This window comes from Mucilaginibacter sp. P4_E8 (assembly GCF_056401495.1).
Map to the genome: position 1 here is coordinate 75,144 of NZ_JBFUJG010000008.1, position 19,725 is coordinate 94,868.

Annotated in this window: 15 protein-coding genes; 5 read left to right on the top strand and 10 right to left on the bottom strand. The window is 41.6% G+C overall.

Annotated features, from left to right (window positions below):
• Window positions 1-218: 218 nt before the first annotated feature.
• Both AC1DRQ_RS05515 and AC1DRQ_RS05520 read right to left on the bottom strand, forming a co-directional pair.
• Window positions 219-1,418, bottom strand: coding sequence for a FecR family protein (locus AC1DRQ_RS05515; RefSeq protein WP_477422741.1), 1,200 nt, complete (start codon window positions 1,416-1,418; stop codon window positions 219-221).
• 109 nt (window positions 1,419-1,527) lie between these two features.
• Window positions 1,528-2,091 (bottom strand): RNA polymerase sigma-70 factor, encoded by a 564-nt coding sequence (locus AC1DRQ_RS05520; protein ID WP_477422743.1) that lies wholly within the window; start codon window positions 2,089-2,091, stop codon window positions 1,528-1,530.
• A gap of 404 nt (window positions 2,092-2,495) precedes the next feature.
• Here AC1DRQ_RS05520 and AC1DRQ_RS05525 point away from each other — a divergent pair, with 404 nt between their 5' ends.
• The 3 genes from AC1DRQ_RS05525 (at window position 2,496) to AC1DRQ_RS05535 (ending at window position 5,552) form a co-directional block, all read left to right on the top strand.
• The gene (locus tag AC1DRQ_RS05525) at window positions 2,496-3,467 is read left to right on the top strand and encodes a DUF6268 family outer membrane beta-barrel protein (protein ID WP_429396744.1); all 972 of its coding nucleotides are present in this window, start codon (window positions 2,496-2,498) and stop codon (window positions 3,465-3,467) included.
• Between the two features lie 23 nt (window positions 3,468-3,490).
• Window positions 3,491-4,741 carry a fumarylacetoacetate hydrolase family protein gene (locus AC1DRQ_RS05530; RefSeq protein WP_477422745.1) on the top strand — a complete coding sequence of 417 codons (1,251 nt, stop codon included), beginning with the start codon at window positions 3,491-3,493 and terminating at the stop codon, window positions 4,739-4,741.
• A 229-nt stretch (window positions 4,742-4,970) separates the two neighbouring features.
• Entirely contained in the window at window positions 4,971-5,552 is a 582-nt protein-coding gene (locus AC1DRQ_RS05535) for a Crp/Fnr family transcriptional regulator (protein ID WP_477422746.1), read from the top strand.
• Between the two features lie 377 nt (window positions 5,553-5,929).
• Here AC1DRQ_RS05535 and AC1DRQ_RS05540 read toward each other — a convergent pair whose 3' ends face one another.
• The 4 genes from AC1DRQ_RS05540 to AC1DRQ_RS05555 form a co-directional block, all read right to left on the bottom strand.
• The gene (locus AC1DRQ_RS05540; RefSeq protein ID WP_477422747.1) at window positions 5,930-6,334 is read right to left on the bottom strand and encodes a cupin domain-containing protein; all 405 of its coding nucleotides are present in this window, start codon (window positions 6,332-6,334) and stop codon (window positions 5,930-5,932) included.
• A 46-nt stretch (window positions 6,335-6,380) separates the two neighbouring features.
• Complete coding sequence (locus AC1DRQ_RS05545) at window positions 6,381-7,253, bottom strand: pirin family protein (RefSeq protein WP_477422749.1); 873 nt, start codon at window positions 7,251-7,253, stop codon at window positions 6,381-6,383.
• Window positions 7,254-7,256: 3 nt separating this feature from the next.
• Complete coding sequence (locus AC1DRQ_RS05550; RefSeq protein ID WP_477422751.1) at window positions 7,257-8,135, bottom strand: NmrA/HSCARG family protein; 879 nt, start codon at window positions 8,133-8,135, stop codon at window positions 7,257-7,259.
• Between the two features lie 116 nt (window positions 8,136-8,251).
• On the bottom strand, window positions 8,252-8,833 hold the full coding sequence (locus tag AC1DRQ_RS05555) for a Crp/Fnr family transcriptional regulator (RefSeq protein WP_429396755.1): 582 nt from the start codon (window positions 8,831-8,833) through the stop codon (window positions 8,252-8,254).
• Window positions 8,834-9,360: 527 nt separating this feature from the next.
• On the opposite strand from AC1DRQ_RS05555, the gene AC1DRQ_RS05560 reads away from it, so the two are divergent.
• Complete coding sequence (locus tag AC1DRQ_RS05560) at window positions 9,361-9,525, top strand: hypothetical protein (protein WP_429396757.1); 165 nt, start codon at window positions 9,361-9,363, stop codon at window positions 9,523-9,525.
• 132 nt (window positions 9,526-9,657) lie between these two features.
• Here AC1DRQ_RS05560 and AC1DRQ_RS05565 read toward each other — a convergent pair whose 3' ends face one another.
• Window positions 9,658-11,040, bottom strand: a complete 1,383-nt coding sequence (locus tag AC1DRQ_RS05565; RefSeq protein WP_477422753.1) for a SusD/RagB family nutrient-binding outer membrane lipoprotein — start codon at window positions 11,038-11,040, stop codon at window positions 9,658-9,660.
• Between the two features lie 30 nt (window positions 11,041-11,070).
• Window positions 11,071-14,094, bottom strand: a complete 3,024-nt coding sequence (locus tag AC1DRQ_RS05570) for a SusC/RagA family TonB-linked outer membrane protein (protein WP_429396760.1) — start codon at window positions 14,092-14,094, stop codon at window positions 11,071-11,073.
• A 314-nt stretch (window positions 14,095-14,408) separates the two neighbouring features.
• Between AC1DRQ_RS05570 and AC1DRQ_RS05575 the strand changes: the two genes are divergently transcribed.
• Window positions 14,409-14,600 carry a DUF6055 domain-containing protein gene (locus tag AC1DRQ_RS05575; protein ID WP_429397500.1) on the top strand — a complete coding sequence of 64 codons (192 nt, stop codon included), beginning with the start codon at window positions 14,409-14,411 and terminating at the stop codon, window positions 14,598-14,600.
• 105 nt (window positions 14,601-14,705) lie between these two features.
• Here the strand turns inward: AC1DRQ_RS05575 and AC1DRQ_RS05580 are convergent, their stop codons facing one another.
• Together AC1DRQ_RS05580 and AC1DRQ_RS05585 are read right to left on the bottom strand one after the other, a co-directional pair.
• Window positions 14,706-17,105: a glycoside hydrolase family 127 protein gene (locus AC1DRQ_RS05580; RefSeq protein ID WP_477422754.1), complete on the bottom strand. Its 2,400-nt coding sequence runs from the start codon at window positions 17,103-17,105 to the stop codon at window positions 14,706-14,708.
• Between the two features lie 24 nt (window positions 17,106-17,129).
• Window positions 17,130-19,499 (bottom strand): beta-L-arabinofuranosidase domain-containing protein, encoded by a 2,370-nt coding sequence (locus tag AC1DRQ_RS05585; RefSeq protein ID WP_477422755.1) that lies wholly within the window; start codon window positions 19,497-19,499, stop codon window positions 17,130-17,132.
• Window positions 19,500-19,725 lie beyond the last annotated feature (226 nt).

A 19,725-nucleotide genomic window follows, 5' to 3' on the forward strand; every position in this document is an offset into this window, starting at 1 on the left:
GGAGTGCTTTAAATACCGGTCTTCTCATCCGGCAAAAACATTCATAGTAAAAATTAAAATTCATACTTTTGCATCATATAGGTTGAATAATCAATTGGTTAGTAATTGCATACGGCCAGCTGGTGATCCTGTATTTACCGGGGGCGCTGCAACGCTTCCGGTTTCTTGATCAAAGCTTTTTTGTTTGGTTTTATCTCTTTAAAATTTGTGTGGCCCCATTACCTGGTTACGATAATTTTGCGGCCATCAATACTGAAATGAACTCCTCCTGTCAGTTCAAGCATATTTAATATTTGCGATATGTTATTCTTGCGCGAAATACTCCCGGAGATATGGGTTTGAGGTATTTCATCCTTGTATTCAACTTCAACATTATACCACCGGGCTACCTGCTTCATCACGCTTTTTATATCTTGTTTGTCAAAAATGAAAAAGTCATTTTTCCAGGCAACAGATCCATTAACATCAATAGTATTTATTTTAATTTTTGAGGAGTTACGCCCGATATAGGCTTGTTGTCCCGGCACTATCATTTTGCTATATCCATCCCGGTATATTTTAACTGATCCTTCTAATAAAGTGGTTTTCACAGTTCCCTCATCGCTATAGGCGTGTATATTAAAATGAGTACCTAATACCTGTACCACCGTATTGTTCGAAAACACTTTAAATGGTTTTAGTTTATTCTTAGCGACTTCAAAATAAGCTTCACCAGTTAAATAAACCTTCCGCTCAAACATGTTAAACACTACCGGGAATTTTAAAGAAGATGCCGAGTTAAGCCAAACCATGCTCCCATCGGGCAATGTTATTTTGTATTTGCACCCTGCAGGAATAGTAATTATATGGTATTGATTTGTACTAAAGCCACTGCCATTACCTGTTACATGGTAACTGACCATACCATGATTGGATGTGATTTTTAAACCGGCATATTTTTTAACTATACCTGCTGTACTGCCGTCAATCGTTATTACAGAACCATCAGTTAAAGTGAGGTTTGCTTTATCAGTTCCGGGAGGCACGTCATTTTTGTATTTGATATTTCCGGGTACCGTAGCCTGCAATTTTAAAACGGGCTGTGATCTTTTATAAAGTATAGCTGTTGCAGAAAGGATGATGAGAATAATAGCCGCGTATTTCCATTTTCTGATGAAAATATAAACCTTATCAGTAAACGATACTTTTTGAGTTCGCATTACTATATTTTGCCAGGCATCCCTGGTTTTTATGGTAGCAAGAAAATTCAGGTCGGATTTTATCAATTCTTCGTCCTGTAGTTTTTCCAGTAGTAATGCATTTTCAGGATTTTCATTTATCCAGGCTTTCAGCTTAATTTCTTCAATAGCAGATAACTCACCCTTTAAGTGCTTAATAATAAGAACAGCATATTGATAAGCTTCGTAATTGTTGTTCATAAATAATATTTAGGCTGTGCTGGAGCACTTATATTGGTATTATCACTAAAGACACCTTACTGTAACAAAAGGGTGACAAGAAAAAAAATGTTTTTTTATAAGAGCGGGATTAGAGATGGGTAAGAGCAATTAACACAACAAAAAGCTCGGGGCTTAAATGGCCTCTCAGTACCTTAAGCGCCCTTTGTTTTTGTGTTTTTACCGTATTAACCGATATGCCCAATACATTAGCTATCTGGTTATTTTTCATATCATCCAGATAACTCATGCGAAATATTTGCTGGCAGCTGCCGGGCAGCAGTGCTATTGCTTTATATATCTCTGCTAATACTTCGGTTCTGACTATGTTATTGAATATGGCTTCCTCAACAGGAATGCCAGGCAGGCTGTTGATATGTTGTTCGGCTACTTTATTATGCCGGATAACATTCAGACTTGCATTTTTTACAGTGCTATAGAGAAAATTTTTTATTGCTGCGGGATTATTAGAAATATGATCGCTGTTATCCCAAAATTTAACAAAGGCATCCTGTGCAATGTCTTCGGCCTGCGGTTTGTTGTTAACAATCTGGTATGAAAAATATACCAGGCGGCTGTAATAATCGTTAAATAAATTTTTAACATCAACCCATCGGCAAGTTTCAATCTGGTGACCTAAAATATCATTTTCCATAAATTATAGTTAGGCATAGGAAGTATTTTATTAAGCTGGATTTTAAATCAGCGGCTACAATAATAATTGGTTAACTAATATCAAATAAATCCTCCCTTCAAGCATCCTGTTGTGTCCTGTACAGAATACAATACACAATATTTAATAATAGTTAATTAATTGGTCTTAGAAATTTGCAGAAAACGATATAGTAGAGCAATTAAAAATCTTAAGTCAACTGAAGGCGGCCTAACGGTTTTAATTTGCCTAATCTTCAACAGAAAAATCTCCAACCGTAAATATTTCCAGCTTTTAAAACATATTACAGAACCTTCGATATTGATAAACATCAATGAGTTTCGGAATAGAGGTAGATAGTTTTGTGACATTCCATAGGGGACGTTAACAAACTAAAACTATAAGAAATGAAAATCAATATCCGAAAATCAATACTAACGCGACAGGGCGCAAAACCTACCCGCTTGCTTGCCCATTTTATTACAATTGTAACCATGCTGTTCATGCTTATACCGGGGTTAAGCTTCGGCCAGGGCTATGTCGAAGGGGTAAATATCAGTTATGAGTATATGCCGATGAAGATCGAAACACCGTCCGGTGTCCAGAAATTCACCGGTAGTAACCTCAAAATAGCTACTGCGATCCCTATTTTTCTAACCCCTAACAAATCTAAATACCTGATCGTTGGTGGCAACCTGGAAGCTTTCAACTTTTCCGGCACTCATCCTGATTTTGAGGTCAAAAGGGTTTACAGCATTTCGCCCACATTAGGTTATAGCACCACGGTCAGCAAAAGCTTCAATCTGACCGCCTTGCTCACACCAACCATGAACAGTGATTATAAGGATGTCAAAAGCTCCGACATTAAATTTGGCGCCATTGTGCGGGGAAGCTGGAAGGCAAGCGACAATCTAACCTGGAGAGGTATAATTGGCTACCGGAGGCAGTTCTATGGTCCGCAGTATGTGGCCCTGGTGGGCATGGACTGGAAGGTGAATGAGAAGTGGCAGATATTCGGTGATATTCCACATAACCTTACCGCCAGTTATACGGTAAATCAAAAAGTAAATGCCGGTTTTAATCTGTTCGTCCAGAATTCAACATACCGGCTCAACAACCAGGACCGCTATTTTGAATATAATACGGTAAATCCCGGCCTTTTTGTGGAACGTTACCTTTCCGCTAAATGGGCTGTCAGGGCAACGGCCGCTTATACGCTAATCAGGAACATGGAGATCTATAACAAGGATGATAAGGCTAAGGGATTTATCGATTTTGCCGAGCTGGGCGATCGTAAAGACCCGATCAACCCTGAAGTGTCGCCCGGCCTCGCTTTTAAAATAGGCTTGAGCTACAGAATTATTCCAGGGAAAAAGTAATCTATCATTAAACAAATATTATCATGACTAGAATATTAATGGGTTTGGCCGTTGGTGGTCTCCTGACGTTATTGGATATTTATCCCACCCATTCCCGCTTTTTGCCTGCATTGGAGATCATTAAGAATCGCAGACATCTGGTTAACATCATTATTGATACGGTTGCTGAGATAAGCAGCTTCAAAAAGAACTTGCAGGTGATTAAACCACCGGAAGATGCACTTACACTAAGCAGATTCAGTAAAGACGGGCAGGTGCACACGCTCGCCGTATTGGAAGATGACGGCGAGACTGTTACAGGTGTAGATATAAGCGCTGAATTGAAGCGATATGACCGGAATTCATTTGATGTCATAAAAAACTTAGCATTCAATGAGGTTGTAAAACTTATTCGCACAGGTTCAAAGAAAGTTGTCGTAAAATACAAGGATCTGCTGCCCAGTGTGGCTGGCAAAGAACATTTGGCTATCGGAATAAACTATGTGGAGCACGGCAAAGAAACCGGGCAGGTCAGGCCTTTTATGTTTCCAAAATATGTGGATACAGATCCGGCGGTCCACCAGTTAAATTATACAGAAGGGTGGCTTTTGGATCATGAGGTGGAACTGGGCATCGTATTTCCTTCAGCGGTCTGTTCAACTGCAGACCTTAACCGTATCATGATCGGATTTTTAGTGGTTAATGATTTTACAGACAGGGCTACTTTAATGCGTAAGATGGACAGTCAAAATGTAACAGGCGGCAGAGGGTTCCCGGATGCCAAAAGTAAAAAAGGGTTCTTGCCGACCGGCCCTTATATGGTCATTCCCAAAGATTGGCGGGCATTTGTCAAAGAATTGCACCTGAAGCTTTCAGTCAATGGAGAATTACGCCAAAACGGGAGTGCGAAAGACATGGTTTGGAATATAGATAAGATCATTGAACAATCGCTATCGGTAAGGCGCCAAAAGAAAAGTTTTTATCAGGATAAAATGGTTAAATTATTTGAAGGCAATTGCATCCCGGCAAACAGTATTGTCATCACCGGAACGCCGTCAGGAGTTGTGTTTAATGCGCCAACCAAAGGCTTCATTTTCGGTACAGTAACCAAGTATATATTCACGGGCGGGTTTTTCAATGCGAAAATGCACCCCTATATTTTGCAGCAGTACTTAAAAAAGGAAATGACAAATCCGCGCTATCTCAAGCCCGGGGATCATGTAGAAAGTTCCATTAACTATCTGGGAACGATAAAAACGAGCGTTAAAGAACACGTTCCAAAAGTACCGAAATAGAAAAGCGCATAGCCAGGATGATTAAAAACATATTAGAATTCTTTGCAGTGTTACATGTACCCTGAAGTGTATCCGTTGGCGGGTTGGAAAGTTTAATGCTGCTGCCTGACCCGCTTCAACATGGTATCAATTAAGTTTTTTATATCTATATTAGGTAGAAACTTCGACGCTCAAAACTAAAAGACACGTTGTTGTTAAACCGAATTGATTAAGTAAACTTAATAATCACATGACCGATCCTCAGTCCCTCATAAAGATAGAATCATTTATAAGAACAATAGTTCAACCTAATGTGGAAGAATGGGAGGCTTTTACAAGGATCGTGCAATTCAAAAAACTAAAAAAGAAAGATCTGCTATTAGAGGAAGGGCAAGTTTGTAATTTTATAGCTTTTCTCAATTCCGGTGTCTTGCGGGAATACTCCTATCTGAATGGAAAGGAAACTACTGTAGATTTTGTGGGCGAAAATCAATTCGCCACTGATTATCAAAGCTTTATTTTGCAGATTCCTTCGGAGCAGTATTTGGAGGCCCTGACAGACGTGGATATGCTGGTTCTAAAAAAAGAAGGGATTAACACCCTGTTCGACAATTTCAAAATTTGGGAGCGGTTTGGCAGACTGATCATTGAAAAGGTATTCTGCCAGGCCGAAGGGAAACGAAAAAAAATCATTTCCACTACTCACGAGGAACAGTATCATGAGTTTGTGGCTGCATATCCACAGATTATTCAACAAGTGCCACAATATTACATCGCTTCCTATTTAGGATTGACGCCGGAGCATCTAAGCAGGTTAAGGAAGAAAATTTAGCCCAGGATTGATATACAATTCCTCCTATCGTTAACTACTCTAACATATACCCTTGTTTTTCTTCACCTCAAAGCAGTGGTAGTTTGACGAGCTGTAGGTAATTTTATTCAACATCGGTTGCAGTGTCGAATCTTACAAAAGTACATGAGCAATTTATTGACAATTCCTATAGATGCAAAAGGAGCGCATTTAAGGTGTTCGGGGGGAGTTGCTCCCGAACCTGCAATCGTTGATGAACTCAATATTTTTTTAAAAACTATTCAACAGAAAAGCCGCTCTACTTTCGTAACGCGACTTCGTAGACCTTACTCAGCAAATCTCGAACTGTTTTCTGGGGGATTTGAGGAAAATAGCATATTGAGCTTTGTAGCTCACACTTAGTCCTCGACGGTGGCGCGCTCGATGCTGTACTTCGGCGCTGCTGCCTTCATGCGGGCGATTTCGGCCTCGTCGACCGGGGGTGCGGGGCCGTCGTTGATTGCTGGCTGACCGGACTCACGGAAGAAATCCTCGAACCCGCCGGGCCCGATGGCATGCACCTCATCGCCGATATGGATTTCGAAAATTCCGTCGAGCACATACCAGAACTCGTCCTCGTTGGTGTGGATGTGTGGCGGAGGCCCACCGCCGGGGGCAGTCAGGCACTCAATCACTGTATAGCTTTTACCAGTGGTCGCAGCAGTCGCCTTGAGCGTCAACGCATAGGCTACAAACCAGATGCGCTCGCCTTCGCCTGCGGTTTTAGCAAAGCCCTTGATAATGTTTGTGTTGTTGTTACTCATAATGGGATTTATTCATTACTTATGATGATATTTATCCCGGACTAATTTATTTTTGTGCTGTTAGTTTTATTTCCCCATACTTTCCTGCATAGAAATCCCGGTAGGCAGTTGCTATTTCCGTTTGTGAATTCATTACAAACGGACCTTCGGCAACTACAGGTTCTGTATATTCTTCACCGCCAAATAACAGAACATCGACGGTTGTTAAAGAAGTATTGTTTATTTCAATTTCTCCGGGCGTTTTGTCAAATTCAATAAATTCACCCGCTTGAAACTCGGTGTCGTTTAGCACCACATTTTGTATGGGTAAAAAGGCCGCAACTTCTGTTTCACTTTCCATTGCTACTGAAAATTGTGCGCCTGCTTTCAATTGAATATGATACAAAAATTGCTTAGAATAATTGGGGATCTTCGAACTGAGGTCTTCATAGCTGCCAACAATTACTTTTAACCAGCCACTTTCATTTGGGAATTCTTTTTTGGGGATTTCGCCAGCTTGAACAGCTATATGAGCCGGTTTTTCGGCTTTGTTTGTTGCCGGTAGATTTATCCAAAATTGAAAACCCTGGATAAATTTGCTCTCTGTTTGGGAGTCGTAATTTAAATTTTCATCGTGGATTATTCCATTACCTGCTTTCATCCACTGTGCGCCTCCAGAATGAATTATCGCCTCATTTCCCGCACTGTCAAAATGCTCTACTTCGCCCTGAAGAATATAGGTTAATGTTGCAATGCCCCGGTGTGGATGGGCTCCCATACCATTTTTGGTTATGGTTTCTTTAAAGGCCGGGCGAACATAATCGAGAAATACAAAAGGACCAACTTTGTTAGCGTATCGATTAGGTAACATTCGTTGGATTGATAGCGGGCCTACTGCAGCACTATTGCCTTTTGTTGAGAAACTCGTTTTCTTTTTCATTTTTTACTTGTTTTTACTCAGCCATTCCTGGAGTGGCACAAATTTGTGGGTGGCAGTTTCTTTTGCCAATTCAATTCGTGATGTTGAATCAGGGCCCATGTAAGTGTGTTTTTCAAAATATCCAAACATCTCAGCTAACTCCTTTGCCCCTTCAAAAAAAGTTGAAAATATTTCAGCCGGCACTTGTGAAAAGCTGTACTCTTTGCCATTGACTTTATAGGCTTCTATAATATCATTAAAACTGTACAACCCAGTTGCCAGGGCGAGGTAATTGCCGTTTCCAACTTTTTCGGGTTGCAAAAATGCACCGGCGACTACTTTTCCCAGGTCATTAATGTCTGACATGTGAATCGCTTTCTTTGTGGGGTCAATCGGTAATGTCCAACCGGTTGTGCCATCTTGTTTTGGCTGTGGCCCCATCATCCCAACAAGGTTTTGATAATAAAATGGGGGTTGAACAAAAGTTGAATATTTGAATCCTGCACTTTTCACCAGATCATCCACCTTAGCTTTGCCGGTAAAATGAGGTACTTCAAATCCTGCTTCACTAATGAGCTCAACATCTGGAAGTGTTGACCAAATAAAATGTTGCACTCCCGTTGCTTTTGCCGCCTCTATGGCATTTTTACCTTGAGTAATTTCGTCGGCACCTTCCCAAAAGTTGGTTACCACAAATACACCATAAGCATTTGTAAAGGCATCTTTTAAGGATTGCAAATCTTTTAGATCGGCATAAACTGCTTCATTTGCCTTGCCTGTATATTTTTCCGGATTCCGGGTTATTGCTTTTACATTAAAAGAGCCTTCATTTACAAGGGCATCTACAACACCTTTACCTTGTGAGCCTGTTGCTCCAATTACTACTATTGTTTGCTTTTTCATCTGTTTGTTTTATGATGTAAAATTGCAGCAACARCACGGCCCGGAACGATGAGAAATGATAAAAAAAAGCGTTGATATTTATCAACGCTTTTGTAAAATCAAAAATTAAAATAGAATTATTTAATTGCTTGTTTTCTAATTCTGCTTAAAGTTTCTTTAGTTATGCCCAAAAAAGAAGCAATGAGATGTTGGGGGAATCGTTGAATAAATTGAGGGTGGTTATCGGCAAATTCTTTATAGCGTTTTTCTGCTGTATTACTAATGGTAGAATTCAATCTTCGCTGAGAAACGATGAAACTTCTTTGGTCCATTAACCTTGTCATTTGTCCAAATGAAGGTACTTTTTCTATCAGATCCAGCATGTCAGCTACTGTAGCAATGAGTAGTTCTGTATCTTCCCAGGCGTCAATATTATATCTTGATGGAGTAAGCATGACAGCACTTTCACGGTCGCTTGCCCAATAATTTTCAATGTATAATTGTACAATATGCTCCACACCTTTGTCATCTACGCTGTATTGTCGCATAGCACCTTTTATTATAAAACCAACGTATTTACACACATTGCCTTCTTCCAAAAAGTATTGCTTTTTTCTGAGCTTTTTTGGTTGAAAAGCACCTGCAATTAACGCTTCTTCATCACTTGTAAGTGGCAATGTAGCGTGTTGCTTGATGTAGTCTAAAAGCTTGCTGTGCATTGAAATGATTATTAAATTAAACCCAATGCAAAGATATATTTCACTTTGATAAAATTGGTGCTCGTTTAAAAGGCAAATGTAAACCGGTAACAAAAAGGATGCTACTTCCAGTATTAATTTTATGAATACGATCAAAATTTAAAGCCCAAAACCGACCCTACGAAAAAACCGTCCTTGTGCTGCGGTATGATGTCATTGATAAAATCTCCCGTTTTAAAATATTGCACACCTCCGAAGATGCTCCCCAGGCACGGATATTATTCCTGCCAAACTTCCCCGATTGATAACCTGCTTCAAAATTGTAAAGTAATCCACTTCCATTTCTCCAAAACCGAACGCCAAAAGTATGTCGGGATTCATCAGCAACACCTTCATCAAACCTGGCGTTAGCCTATCGATGCCGAGGTAAAAAAGATCGATATTGACGCTTTTAGCAGCAGTGCAATAATAAAAGGAAAAGCAACATTCTGAACGATCCGGGGTGTTGCTTTTTTTATCCGATCACCCATCACCTATACTATTAAAATATGACAGACGAAGCTGCCCTGATGATGGAAGATAATCTTAACCAGGTTTGGAATGAAAGAGATCCGGACGCCAGGTTGAAGGTCATCGAAATAGCAGAGCACCGGGATGTTGTGCAAGAAGAAGTGCCTGCCTCAAAAATTACAAGCGAAAACCCAATGACATAGTTCAACTTAATTAATTCCGGTAAATGAAAAATAATCTAACAGATGATCTGGAGCAGGATGAAATTTTTAATAATAAAAAACCCTCCTGAATGCCAGGAGGGTTTTTTTATTGAAGTAAAAAATTAACACATATTACTGTACATCCCACCACAGCCTATCGGTAAGTTTTGCACTTTGCTGGGGTTGTGTATTGGTCAAGATTTCACTTTGCGGGTATAACAACCTCCGCGGAATATCCGATAAAGCGCCGTTTGATTTGGTAATGGCAGGGTAGCCCGTCCGTCTCCAATCACTGAAGTTTTCGATATTGAAGAAATTAGCTACGCTTTTTTCTTCCATGATCCGTTGAATGGCATTGCCCGCGGTAAGTGTACCTCTTTGCAGCACGTAAGCGTTAGCGTCACCGGTAGATACCGACAGTTTGGCCATATTTAGTTTAACTGCATCCTGGTATATCGGCTGCGCTGCTGCGGCTCCCGATTTGATGAACGTAGCCTCGGCTTTCAGGAACAATGCTTCTTCGTAATTGAAGATATAATTGGGGGAGTTTGCCCCGGCATAAAAATCGGTAGGGTATGAATAGGTAGACAGATCGCCGGTAACGTCGCCAACTGTTCGGCCATGATATAATTTGGTCGATTCGGCCGGTTTTACAATCTTACTCAGTCGCGGATCGTTACGGCTTTTAAATCCTTCAACATAAGTGTTATTCAACACATATGTAGTAACTGGCCCAAAGTTAAGGTTAATGGTATTCTCGCTGCCGGCACCGCCAGAATAGGTAAACTTCAAATCATCATCGCTGCTTGCCATGCCGTTACTAAGGGCGGTTAAAGCAAGGTCGGCCTGTGCAGTTGCAGTATAACCTGGCGCTTTGGTCAGGTGCATATAATAGCGCGCTTTTAATGTATAGGCGAGCCTTTTCCACTTAGCCATATCGCCGGTATAGAAGTAATCGTCGCCTGCTGGTTTGGTGGTGGTGTTTTTTTCGATGTCCGCAATTCCGTTATCTAACAGTGTTTGCACCGCTTTGTAAATGTCTTCCTGTTTGTCATAAACAGGCGTGAGTTTGTCGTTGCCCTTAAAGGCTTGTGAATAAGGGATATCTCCCCAGATATCTGTGGCTGTTCCTAACGTATAAGCCGATAAGATCTTAGCAATAGCGGAATAATTAGCTTGACCGTCGGCTGTGGCTTTGGTATCAAGGATTTTAAGGTTATTAAGAATGTTTACATAATAGTTAAACCAATCGCCATCCAAATCAATATTGAATAACTGGTAGTTCCATATACCAGGATTGGGTTGGTTGGCGGTTATGGTTTGCATAAAATTTTGTACAATGATGCTGGCATTTCCGGCGTAAACCTGGTCAGATACGTTTAATTCAATAGGCGCCAGCAACAACGATTCCTGAACATCGGTGGGATTGTTAGGGTCTTTATTTACATCCAGCACCTTTTTACAACTTGTTGTTAAAGCAAACAGAACAAGCAGGTATATCGATATTTTTTTCATTTGATAATTTTTAAATCGGTTAAACATGGGTTAGAAACCTAACTTCAATGACAGGTTAAATGACCTTGCGGTTGGTGTTGAGAAAGCATAAATGCCTTGATTGCCGTTAGCGCTGCCGTATGAGCTGACTTCCGGATCGGCACCGGTGAAGTGTGGGCTGTAAATCCAGAGGTTACGGCCGGTTACTGTTAACGAAGCATTTTTAAATGGAGTTTTTTGTATAACTGAAGGAGAAAGCTGGTAGGCAAAACTTACGTTCCTAAGTTTTACATAAGTGCCATCCTGTATAGATGATTCGTATTGCCTGCTTTGGTAATAGGTTTGTGCATCAACCTTAACCGTATTGGGCGCACCGGTAGTTGCGTTAACGCCGCTTACTACAAAGGGCTGGCGGTTTTCTGTAACTTTTGCCGTTCCGTAAAAGAAAGCAACGCTTTCCACATCATTTTGCACATCGCCATGCATTTTCACATCGAAAAAGAAACTCAGGCTAAATTGCTTGTAACGGAATGAGTTGCTTATCCCGCCTGTCCAATCCGGGTTGGCATTACCAACCACGCCTTGCTCAGAATCAACTACAGGCAAACCGTTGTCGTCAATAAGCATTTGTCCGCTGGCGTTGCGTTTGTAGCGTGTTCCATAAAAAATATTATAAGGTTGCCCAACAATGATACGTCCTAACTGGGTGATCTTCTTTTCTTCGTTGATAGCTAATACTTTGTTGCGAATCCGGGTAAAGTTGAGGGTTACATCCCAGCTAAAGTCTTTCGATTGAACAGGGCTGGCATTTAACAATAACTCAAATCCTTTATTCCTGATACTTGCCGAATTAACGGTTGTGCCGCCATATCCTGTCGCGTTTGAAATCTGGATACCCGGGATAATGCCATTTAGTGATTTACGGTTGAAATACGAGCCTTCAAAACTTATCCTGTTATTCAGAAATTTTAATTCTAACCCGGTTTCAAATTCTTTCAGCTTCTCGTTTTGCAGGTAAGGGTTTCCAAGGGTAGAGCTTTGTAAAAAGCCAGGCTGGCTCTGGAATGGAAATGGAAAATAACCGGCATTTGTATTTCTACCGGCAAGCACATATGGCGTATTCAACGCATACGGCCCTACCGCATCGTTACCCACGGTTGCATAGGACAGGCGAAGTTTACCAAAATTCAATACCTGCGTTACCTGTTCAGGTAAAAAATGGGTGAATATAAAACCACCGGCTACTGATCCGTAAGGATAAAACTGCTTTTTCTCGTAAAGTACCGAACTACCATCATAGCGACCGGTGAGCGATAAGATCAGGAATTTGTCATATTCAATATTTGCCTGGGAGTAAAAACCAATTTTCCTTTGGGAGCTGTGGCCTTCAGAACCAGTTAAGGTTGAACCGGCAGCTACGTTATAGAAGTCTTTTACAGCCAAACCAGTACCGGTTAAATTGGTACTTTGCGTGTAAATAGAATTATAGTTATTTCCCAGTAACAGGTTCAGATCAAACTTTCCTACTTTCTGACTTGCATTGGCGATCAGGTCATGATTGAATTGTCTGTAATTAACATCCTGGTTTTTTATCTGTCCCTTCAGGCCGATAGCCTCGCTTGGATTTTCCGTGTATTTGTCCTGTTCGGTATAAATGTCTGCCCCAAGCCTTTCTGTAATAGTCAGCCATTTGGTTGCGGTATAATTAAAAGAGGTTACCGGTAAAAACCTGTTTACTATAGCTGTGTTACTGATGTTGTCCAATGTCCATAAAGGTGCGTTTCTGGAGAATCTGTAAAGCCGTTGGGAACCATCCGGGTTAAGTACCGGGTAAGGGTTCCATGATATGGGCTGCACTAAAACAACAAACAAAGGCCCATTACTTGCTCCCTCCGGCAAACGTTCCTGGGCCGAATTGGAATAGCCCAACTGGAAACTTGTGGTAAGGTTTTTTACAATATTGGTGGTATATTTAGTGAAAAATGAATGCCTTTTAAAATCATTGTTAGGTGAAATACCCTGTTGATTTAAATAAGAATAGGAGATAAAGTAAGTGGAATTCGTGCTACCTCCGCCAATGCTTAAAGTATTGGTGGTAGTGTGCCCGGTTCTGAAGAAAGAAAAAGGATCATAGGTTGGCGCTTTTACACCGTTGATCTTAAGGGTATCCATTTTTGGCCCCCAGGATGCGCTGGTTTTCTGGGTTTCGCCATCGTAGAAAACGCCGCCTGTGCCCTGCCCGTAAATATTTTGTTTTTCAGGGAAAAGGCCTTTTTCAAAAGAATAGTCGGACGTAAATGTTATGGCCGCCTTTTTATTAAGGGTGCCGCTTTTGGTGGTGATGAGAACAGCGCCCGACGCACCTCTTGAACCATACAAGGCAGTGGCTGCGGCCCCTTTTAAAACGTTTACGCTTTCTATATTATTGGGATCAATATCAATAATACGGCTGCTTCCGGCCCCGGCCGCACCACCGCTTATGTTGCCGGTTTCCGTATTATCAATCGGAACACCGTCCACAACAAATAAAGCCTCATTATTACCGTTTACAGATACCGCACCGCGTACCACAATACGTGTAGAGGCACCCGCGGTACCTGACGAGGATGTGATTTGTACGCCCGACAGCTTACCATCCATAGCATTGATAACGTTGGATTCTTTAGCGCGGTTGAGTTCTTCACTTTTTATTTCCTGTGTGCTGTAGGTAAGCATACGTTTTTCGCGTTTAACGCCTATTGCGGTTACCACGACGTCGCTAAGTTGCGTTACATTTTCAGAAAGTTTAATGTCGATACTGGTTTGTGAAGAAATCGGGACTTCAAAGGCTTTGTAACCCAGTGCGTTGACCGTTAAGGTGCCGGGCTTGGTATAACTTAATGAAAAGTTGCCGTTGCCATCGGTGATGGTCCCGCCGGTGCCCCCTTTAATTTTAATCAGGGCACCCGGAATGGCTTCCCCGCTTTCTGAACTTACGTGTCCCTTCAGTATAGTCTGAGCGAGAATTGTAAGTATTGAACAACACACAAATACGTGTGTTAGTAGCAATTTTTTTAGTAATGGTTTGATATACATAATTTTACAATTGAAGGTTTCTGATTTTCAACTTGTAAAGTTATTGGTGGCCGCAGGCTGTTTTTGTTTATAAATTAACCGAAGCTAATTATATCTTAACTTTTAACGTGCTGACTTTAAAATCGCCGTGGCTGAAGATGCATCCGGGGGAAATTAAAGCTTTAAGACCTTGACGGGATGCCGACGTAGATGTCAACATCGTTAATATATAAGAATAAGTTATCAATATCCTGAATTTTCCCGCCGCTTGTCATCGTTAATTTTGATTATCAGTCAGGTAACTTACCTAACTCCCGATCCTATTTAATTTACCCATAAAAAGTCCGTATGATGGTGCCGCGGATTTTACCGTACCGGCAAATACCGCTTATTTATGGCTGGTAGTAAGTGGTTCCCCGACCCGGCATTGGGAACATATCAGCGATGGGAACGCGAATAATGATGAAGAATGGCCGTACCAGATCAAACTATCAGGTACTACTTTGCATAGTTCTGTTATTAAATAGTTGAAATCGCAATATTCTTGTCCTGAAATGGCAAGACATAAAAAAGGCCTGAACCGCAAGTGTAAACCGCGATTCAGGCCTTTTTGCTGGCTGGCTACTATAGTTTTATTTCACCGCCCATTCATGGATTCCGGTAGAATTGTCGGCAGGAAGCTGGATCACCATTTTTAAAGCAGTGGTGTTAACCGGTTCAAACGTTATCTTATTGTAACTATCCTTGCTTATGGTATAGGGCGTTGTGTTTTTTACAGGTACCCATTCTCCGTCTTTTTTATAAAATAGCTGGTATGAAGCTGGTATACGGCAGCCTCCCCATGGTCCGTCGTCATACCAGTATACTTTCGATTCACTAATGGTATGCTCGGTATTAAAGTCATACTGCACATATTCACTGGTATTATGGGCCGGCCACCAGTGCAGGTAAGGATAGTTGGTATCGCCCGAACTGCCTGGCTCATACTGGTCTTTAATAGCCATGTACATTCTTTTGTTTTTTAATGACGAGGATACTGTACTGGTGCTGGCGATGGTTGGTGCCGGTTTCGGGCTTGCGGCAGATGCCTCATAAGGGATCCATACCGTCATTTCGCTCGGGCCACGGTTGGCCCAGGCATAATAGGGGATGGCCTTTACTTGTTGATCTGTTTCTATCAGGCTATCGCTGTTTAACTGCCTTTTGGTGCTTTTACCGCCAATACTAATAACGTCCACGCCATTTAACAGGTCGGTTTTATAATTCGCTTCGGCAATAGCATTCTTATCAATTAATATGTTCTGAACAAGGCTGTCGCGGTTATCCGGTCCTTCCAGGCAATAAACTATCGGACCGCGCTCAAATGCAAAACGGCCTCTATCGTCTTTTACATTTTCATTAGCCAAAACCTTTTCAGTCTCTAAAGGTAATGCCAGGGAAACTTTATCGCCTTTTTTCCAGCTGCGTTTTAAAACTGCATAACCTTTTTCGGTTACAAACGAGGCTGCTTTGCCGTTTACAGATATGACAACAGGCAGCGGGGTTTTATTCATAAATGTATACAGGTTGCCCGGAACGGGTTGCTGTTTGGCCCAGCCCGGTATACGTACCCTTAAGGTAAAGGCTGTTGTTTTTACAGGATTAACAGTAATATCAACCTGTCCTTTCCACGGGTAATCCGTTTGCTGAACAATATTTACGTTGCCTGAAGCAAGTTTAATATTGCTGGAGTTGCTCATAAACAGGTTGACATAAAGATCATTTTTGTTTTTGGCGTAAACGTAACCCGGCAACGATGGTAAAAACCGCGTCATGTTACTGATGCAGCAGGCACAGCTGATCCAGGCACTGCGCTGGTGCTGGAACATGGAAGCTAAGGGATTGGGGTAAAAGAAACGATCGCCGCTCAATGATACGCCCGATAACAGGCCATTATAAAGTGTTCTTTCCAGTACATCAATGTATTTGGAGTCGCCATGCAGTAAAAACATGCGGTTGTTCCAGTAAACATTACCAATGGCCGCGCAGGTTTCTGCATAAGCCGACATATTGGGTAGCTGGTAAGCATCACCAAAGGCCTCGCCGGCACCGGTAGCGCCTATGCCGCCTGTGATGTATAACTTTTTATTAACCACATCGCCCCAGATGTCATCAATAGCATTTAAATATTTGGTGTCGCCTGTTAGTGCTGCAATGTCTGCCATGCCGGTGTACATGTAGGCGGCACGTACAGCGTGGCCTTCGGCTTCATGCTGGTCAACCACCTTTTTATTAGCCTGGTTATAAGCATCTCCTTTTGGTCCGCGAACGTCTAAAAAGAATTTAGCAAGATCCAGGTATTGTTTGTTGCCCGTAACCCTGTACATTTTTGATAAACCGATCTCCACGATCTGATGACCGGGATATTCTTCGATCTTACCCGGTCCGAAGGTTTTTACCAGCAGGTTGGCGTTTTTTATGGCGATGTTAAGCAGGGTGCGTTTGCCGGTAGCCTGATAATGGGCAACAGCGGCCTCATACAAATGCCCGCAATCATACAACTCGTGACTTAATATCTCTTCATTCACCCAGCGTTTATCACCAATCCATTCGTGTGGTTTTTTTGCATGCACCGTACGGAAGGTGTACAGGTAGCCATCAGGCTCCTGAGCAGCACCAATAATATTAATAAGTGTATCTATGTACCTGTCAAGCTTTGGGTTCTTTTTATTTTGCATGGAATAAGAAGCACCCTCAATTGCCTTATAAACATCCGTATCATCAAACGGAAACTCGCTTAGCTTATCGCCATCCAGTTGCTTGCCTGCACGCAAAAAGTTATCCATGCGGCCATTTTTTTTGCATTGCGCAAGCACATAAGGGATGGTTACATTCGCGTTAACCTCCATTTTGGGTTCCCAAAATTTGTCGTTTACATGTACGCTGGTAAATGCTACAGGCTGTATAGGGTAATCCTTTTGCTGCCCAAACACTATGTTGCTTATTCCTATCATTGATAATAGCAAACAAGCTACTTTTCCTTTTTTTATCATTATATAGTTTCTTGAATTGTTTAATTAATTCTTTACCATGCGACTGCCATAAACCGGGCCCGCGCTGTTGTCTTTTTTTGGCAATAATTTAACGGTTACTTTTTGTTTGCCTTTAGTAAGTTCGATAGGAATAAGATAGCTGATATCATAAAAGCGGCTTTCCTTATATTGGTTCAAATCTTCGGTAGATAGCTTAATATCGTCTATCATGATATCAAATATACGGCCACGGTTATCCATACCCCAGTAGGTATTAATGAGCGTGTTTTGGCTGTTGGCATCAACCTTCATTTCATACTGCAGGTAACCTCCGTTTTCGGTAGACCGCCATTTTTTCTGATGATCTTCCCCTGTGATCGCGTTTTCTCCGCTAAAATTGTGGTCACGTTCAGGCTGCATTTCACCTATGCGCAAAATATCTGTGGTGCGTGCTTCCAGCTCCTGTTGTTTCTTCCTCTGCTCATCGTAGGCCTTTTGCTGTACAGCCCATGATGCCGGCGTAAACACATCCCAATAAACAGAATAATATTCGTTTTTGGTTTGATTAAAAGGGATCAACTTCACCCCGGTTGGTTTGGCAATATTGGTGGCATTAAAGCTTAATTGCTTTTTATCAACCATCTGCAACCACTTGTTGGGGTCGGTTTCGCTGGTTACAAATACGGGCACACCCTTAAGCGGGTCGGGTTCGGTATTGCCTAAAACGCCTGCCAATAAAACCGGTCCGTAAAATACCGCGCGCCTATTGGCATTATCCGGCATGGCTTCGGTGTAAACATCCTCAGGCATGGTGAATTCAATTTTATCGTTGTTTTTCCATTTGCGGTTTAAAACCAGGTAACCCTGTGCATCTGCAGTAAGCTGCTGCTTTTTCCCGTTTATGCTGATACTGGTAATGCCCGCCCATTTGGGTTTACGTACGCGGATGGCCATCTGAACAGGTTTTACGGTTGTTACCGTAAGTGTGGTTCTGTCGCTCTCGGGCAGGTTGCTTTCCTGTTTTATCGATAAACCTTTTTCTTTCCAGTTTAATACCGATGGGATAAACAAATTAACATATAAGCTGCCATCGGCACCTCTGAAATAGATGCTTTCATTATACTTAACATGGTTTTCCATGCCCGAGCCTACACAGCAGGTAAAGGTGTCAAAGGGACTGCTGTAATCCTTTTTTCCGCCCATCCTTAGGGGTACAAAGTAGCACATCATGCCTGTTTCATGGTTTTGCGATGCCAGGATGTGGTTATATAAGGCCTTTTCGTAATAGTCCATAAACTTTGCAGATGGCTCAAGGGCAAATAAATGCCTGGTGAGTTTAAGCATATTATAGGTATTACAGGTTTCTGTCGTATTTTCTGTAAGTTTATCGTTTAGTTTGTTGGGTTCGCTTAAATACTCGTAATTGCTGTTACCCCCGGTGGCATAAGAGTGATTATTTACAATGGTTTCCCAAAAGAAATCGGCAATGGCTTTGTCTTTTTTATCACCGTTAAGTTCATACCGCCTGGCGCTGGCAATTATTTTAGGAATCTGCGTGTTGGAATGTTTACCGGGCAGTATATCCTGTTTTTCGGCAAGCGGATCCAGGATGCGCTTGTCATAAAATTTATAAGATAGGTCAAGGTATTTCTTATCGCCGGTTATGGAGTATAAATTAACCAGGGTTTCTGCCATGCCTCCATACTCACAAAGCAACATTTTCTGCAGCTTTTCATCATCAAGATTTTTGATGGTCTCGCCTGTCCAGTCGGCCATGTCTTTGCATATTTTTAGCGCCTGGGTATTGTTACCATATAAATAGGCATCCAACAGCCCGGCCATTACCTTATGTACAGTGTACCATGGCGACCAGCCACCATTCAGGTCGAAACCGCGTGAACGGATATCTCCTTTTGCCACTTCGGCCCAAACGGTATCTTCTTTTGGGATAGCGCCTACATAGCCTGTTTTACGTGCAACCTGGCATTCCCCCAATTCTTTAACTATATAGTTTACCCGTTTTAAAAATTCTGGTTCGCGGGTTGATGCATAGTGCATGGATATGGCCGACAGGTAGTGACCGAGTGTATGCCCTGCTAAGCCCGATGATTCCCATCCTTCGTACATTTTCCCTTTTGGTTTCAGCCCGGAGTGAGCGCGGAAACCGGCTAATAACCTGTCGGGCTCAATGGATAACAGGTAAGCCGCATCAACCTGCATAGCCTGTTTAAAGGGGCTGTTAAGTAATTGTACATCTTTTAAATCAAAAGTGTAGGCCTTGATCTCGGTTTGGGGTTTCACTTTTAAGCGGGTCTCGTTCCACTCGGGTACGTATGATTGTGCATAAGTTATGTTGGCTGTTAGAAAGCCCGAAACAACAACTACATTTAACATAAACCACTTTTTATTTACCATAGCATTATCGGTTAGTTAGATCTCTTTATGAAAAATCTAAATTACTACGACTGCATGAGCTATTTTTAATCATATTTGCTATAAATAGCAGGATTTTAGCTTATTTATTTAATTGGTAATGTATTTTCCTTTTTTACCAATACAATCGAAACTTCATTTTTTTTGATTAAACAGGAATCTGGTGGCTTTCTCTTTTAAAAAGGTTATTTGGGAATAAGAAGGATTG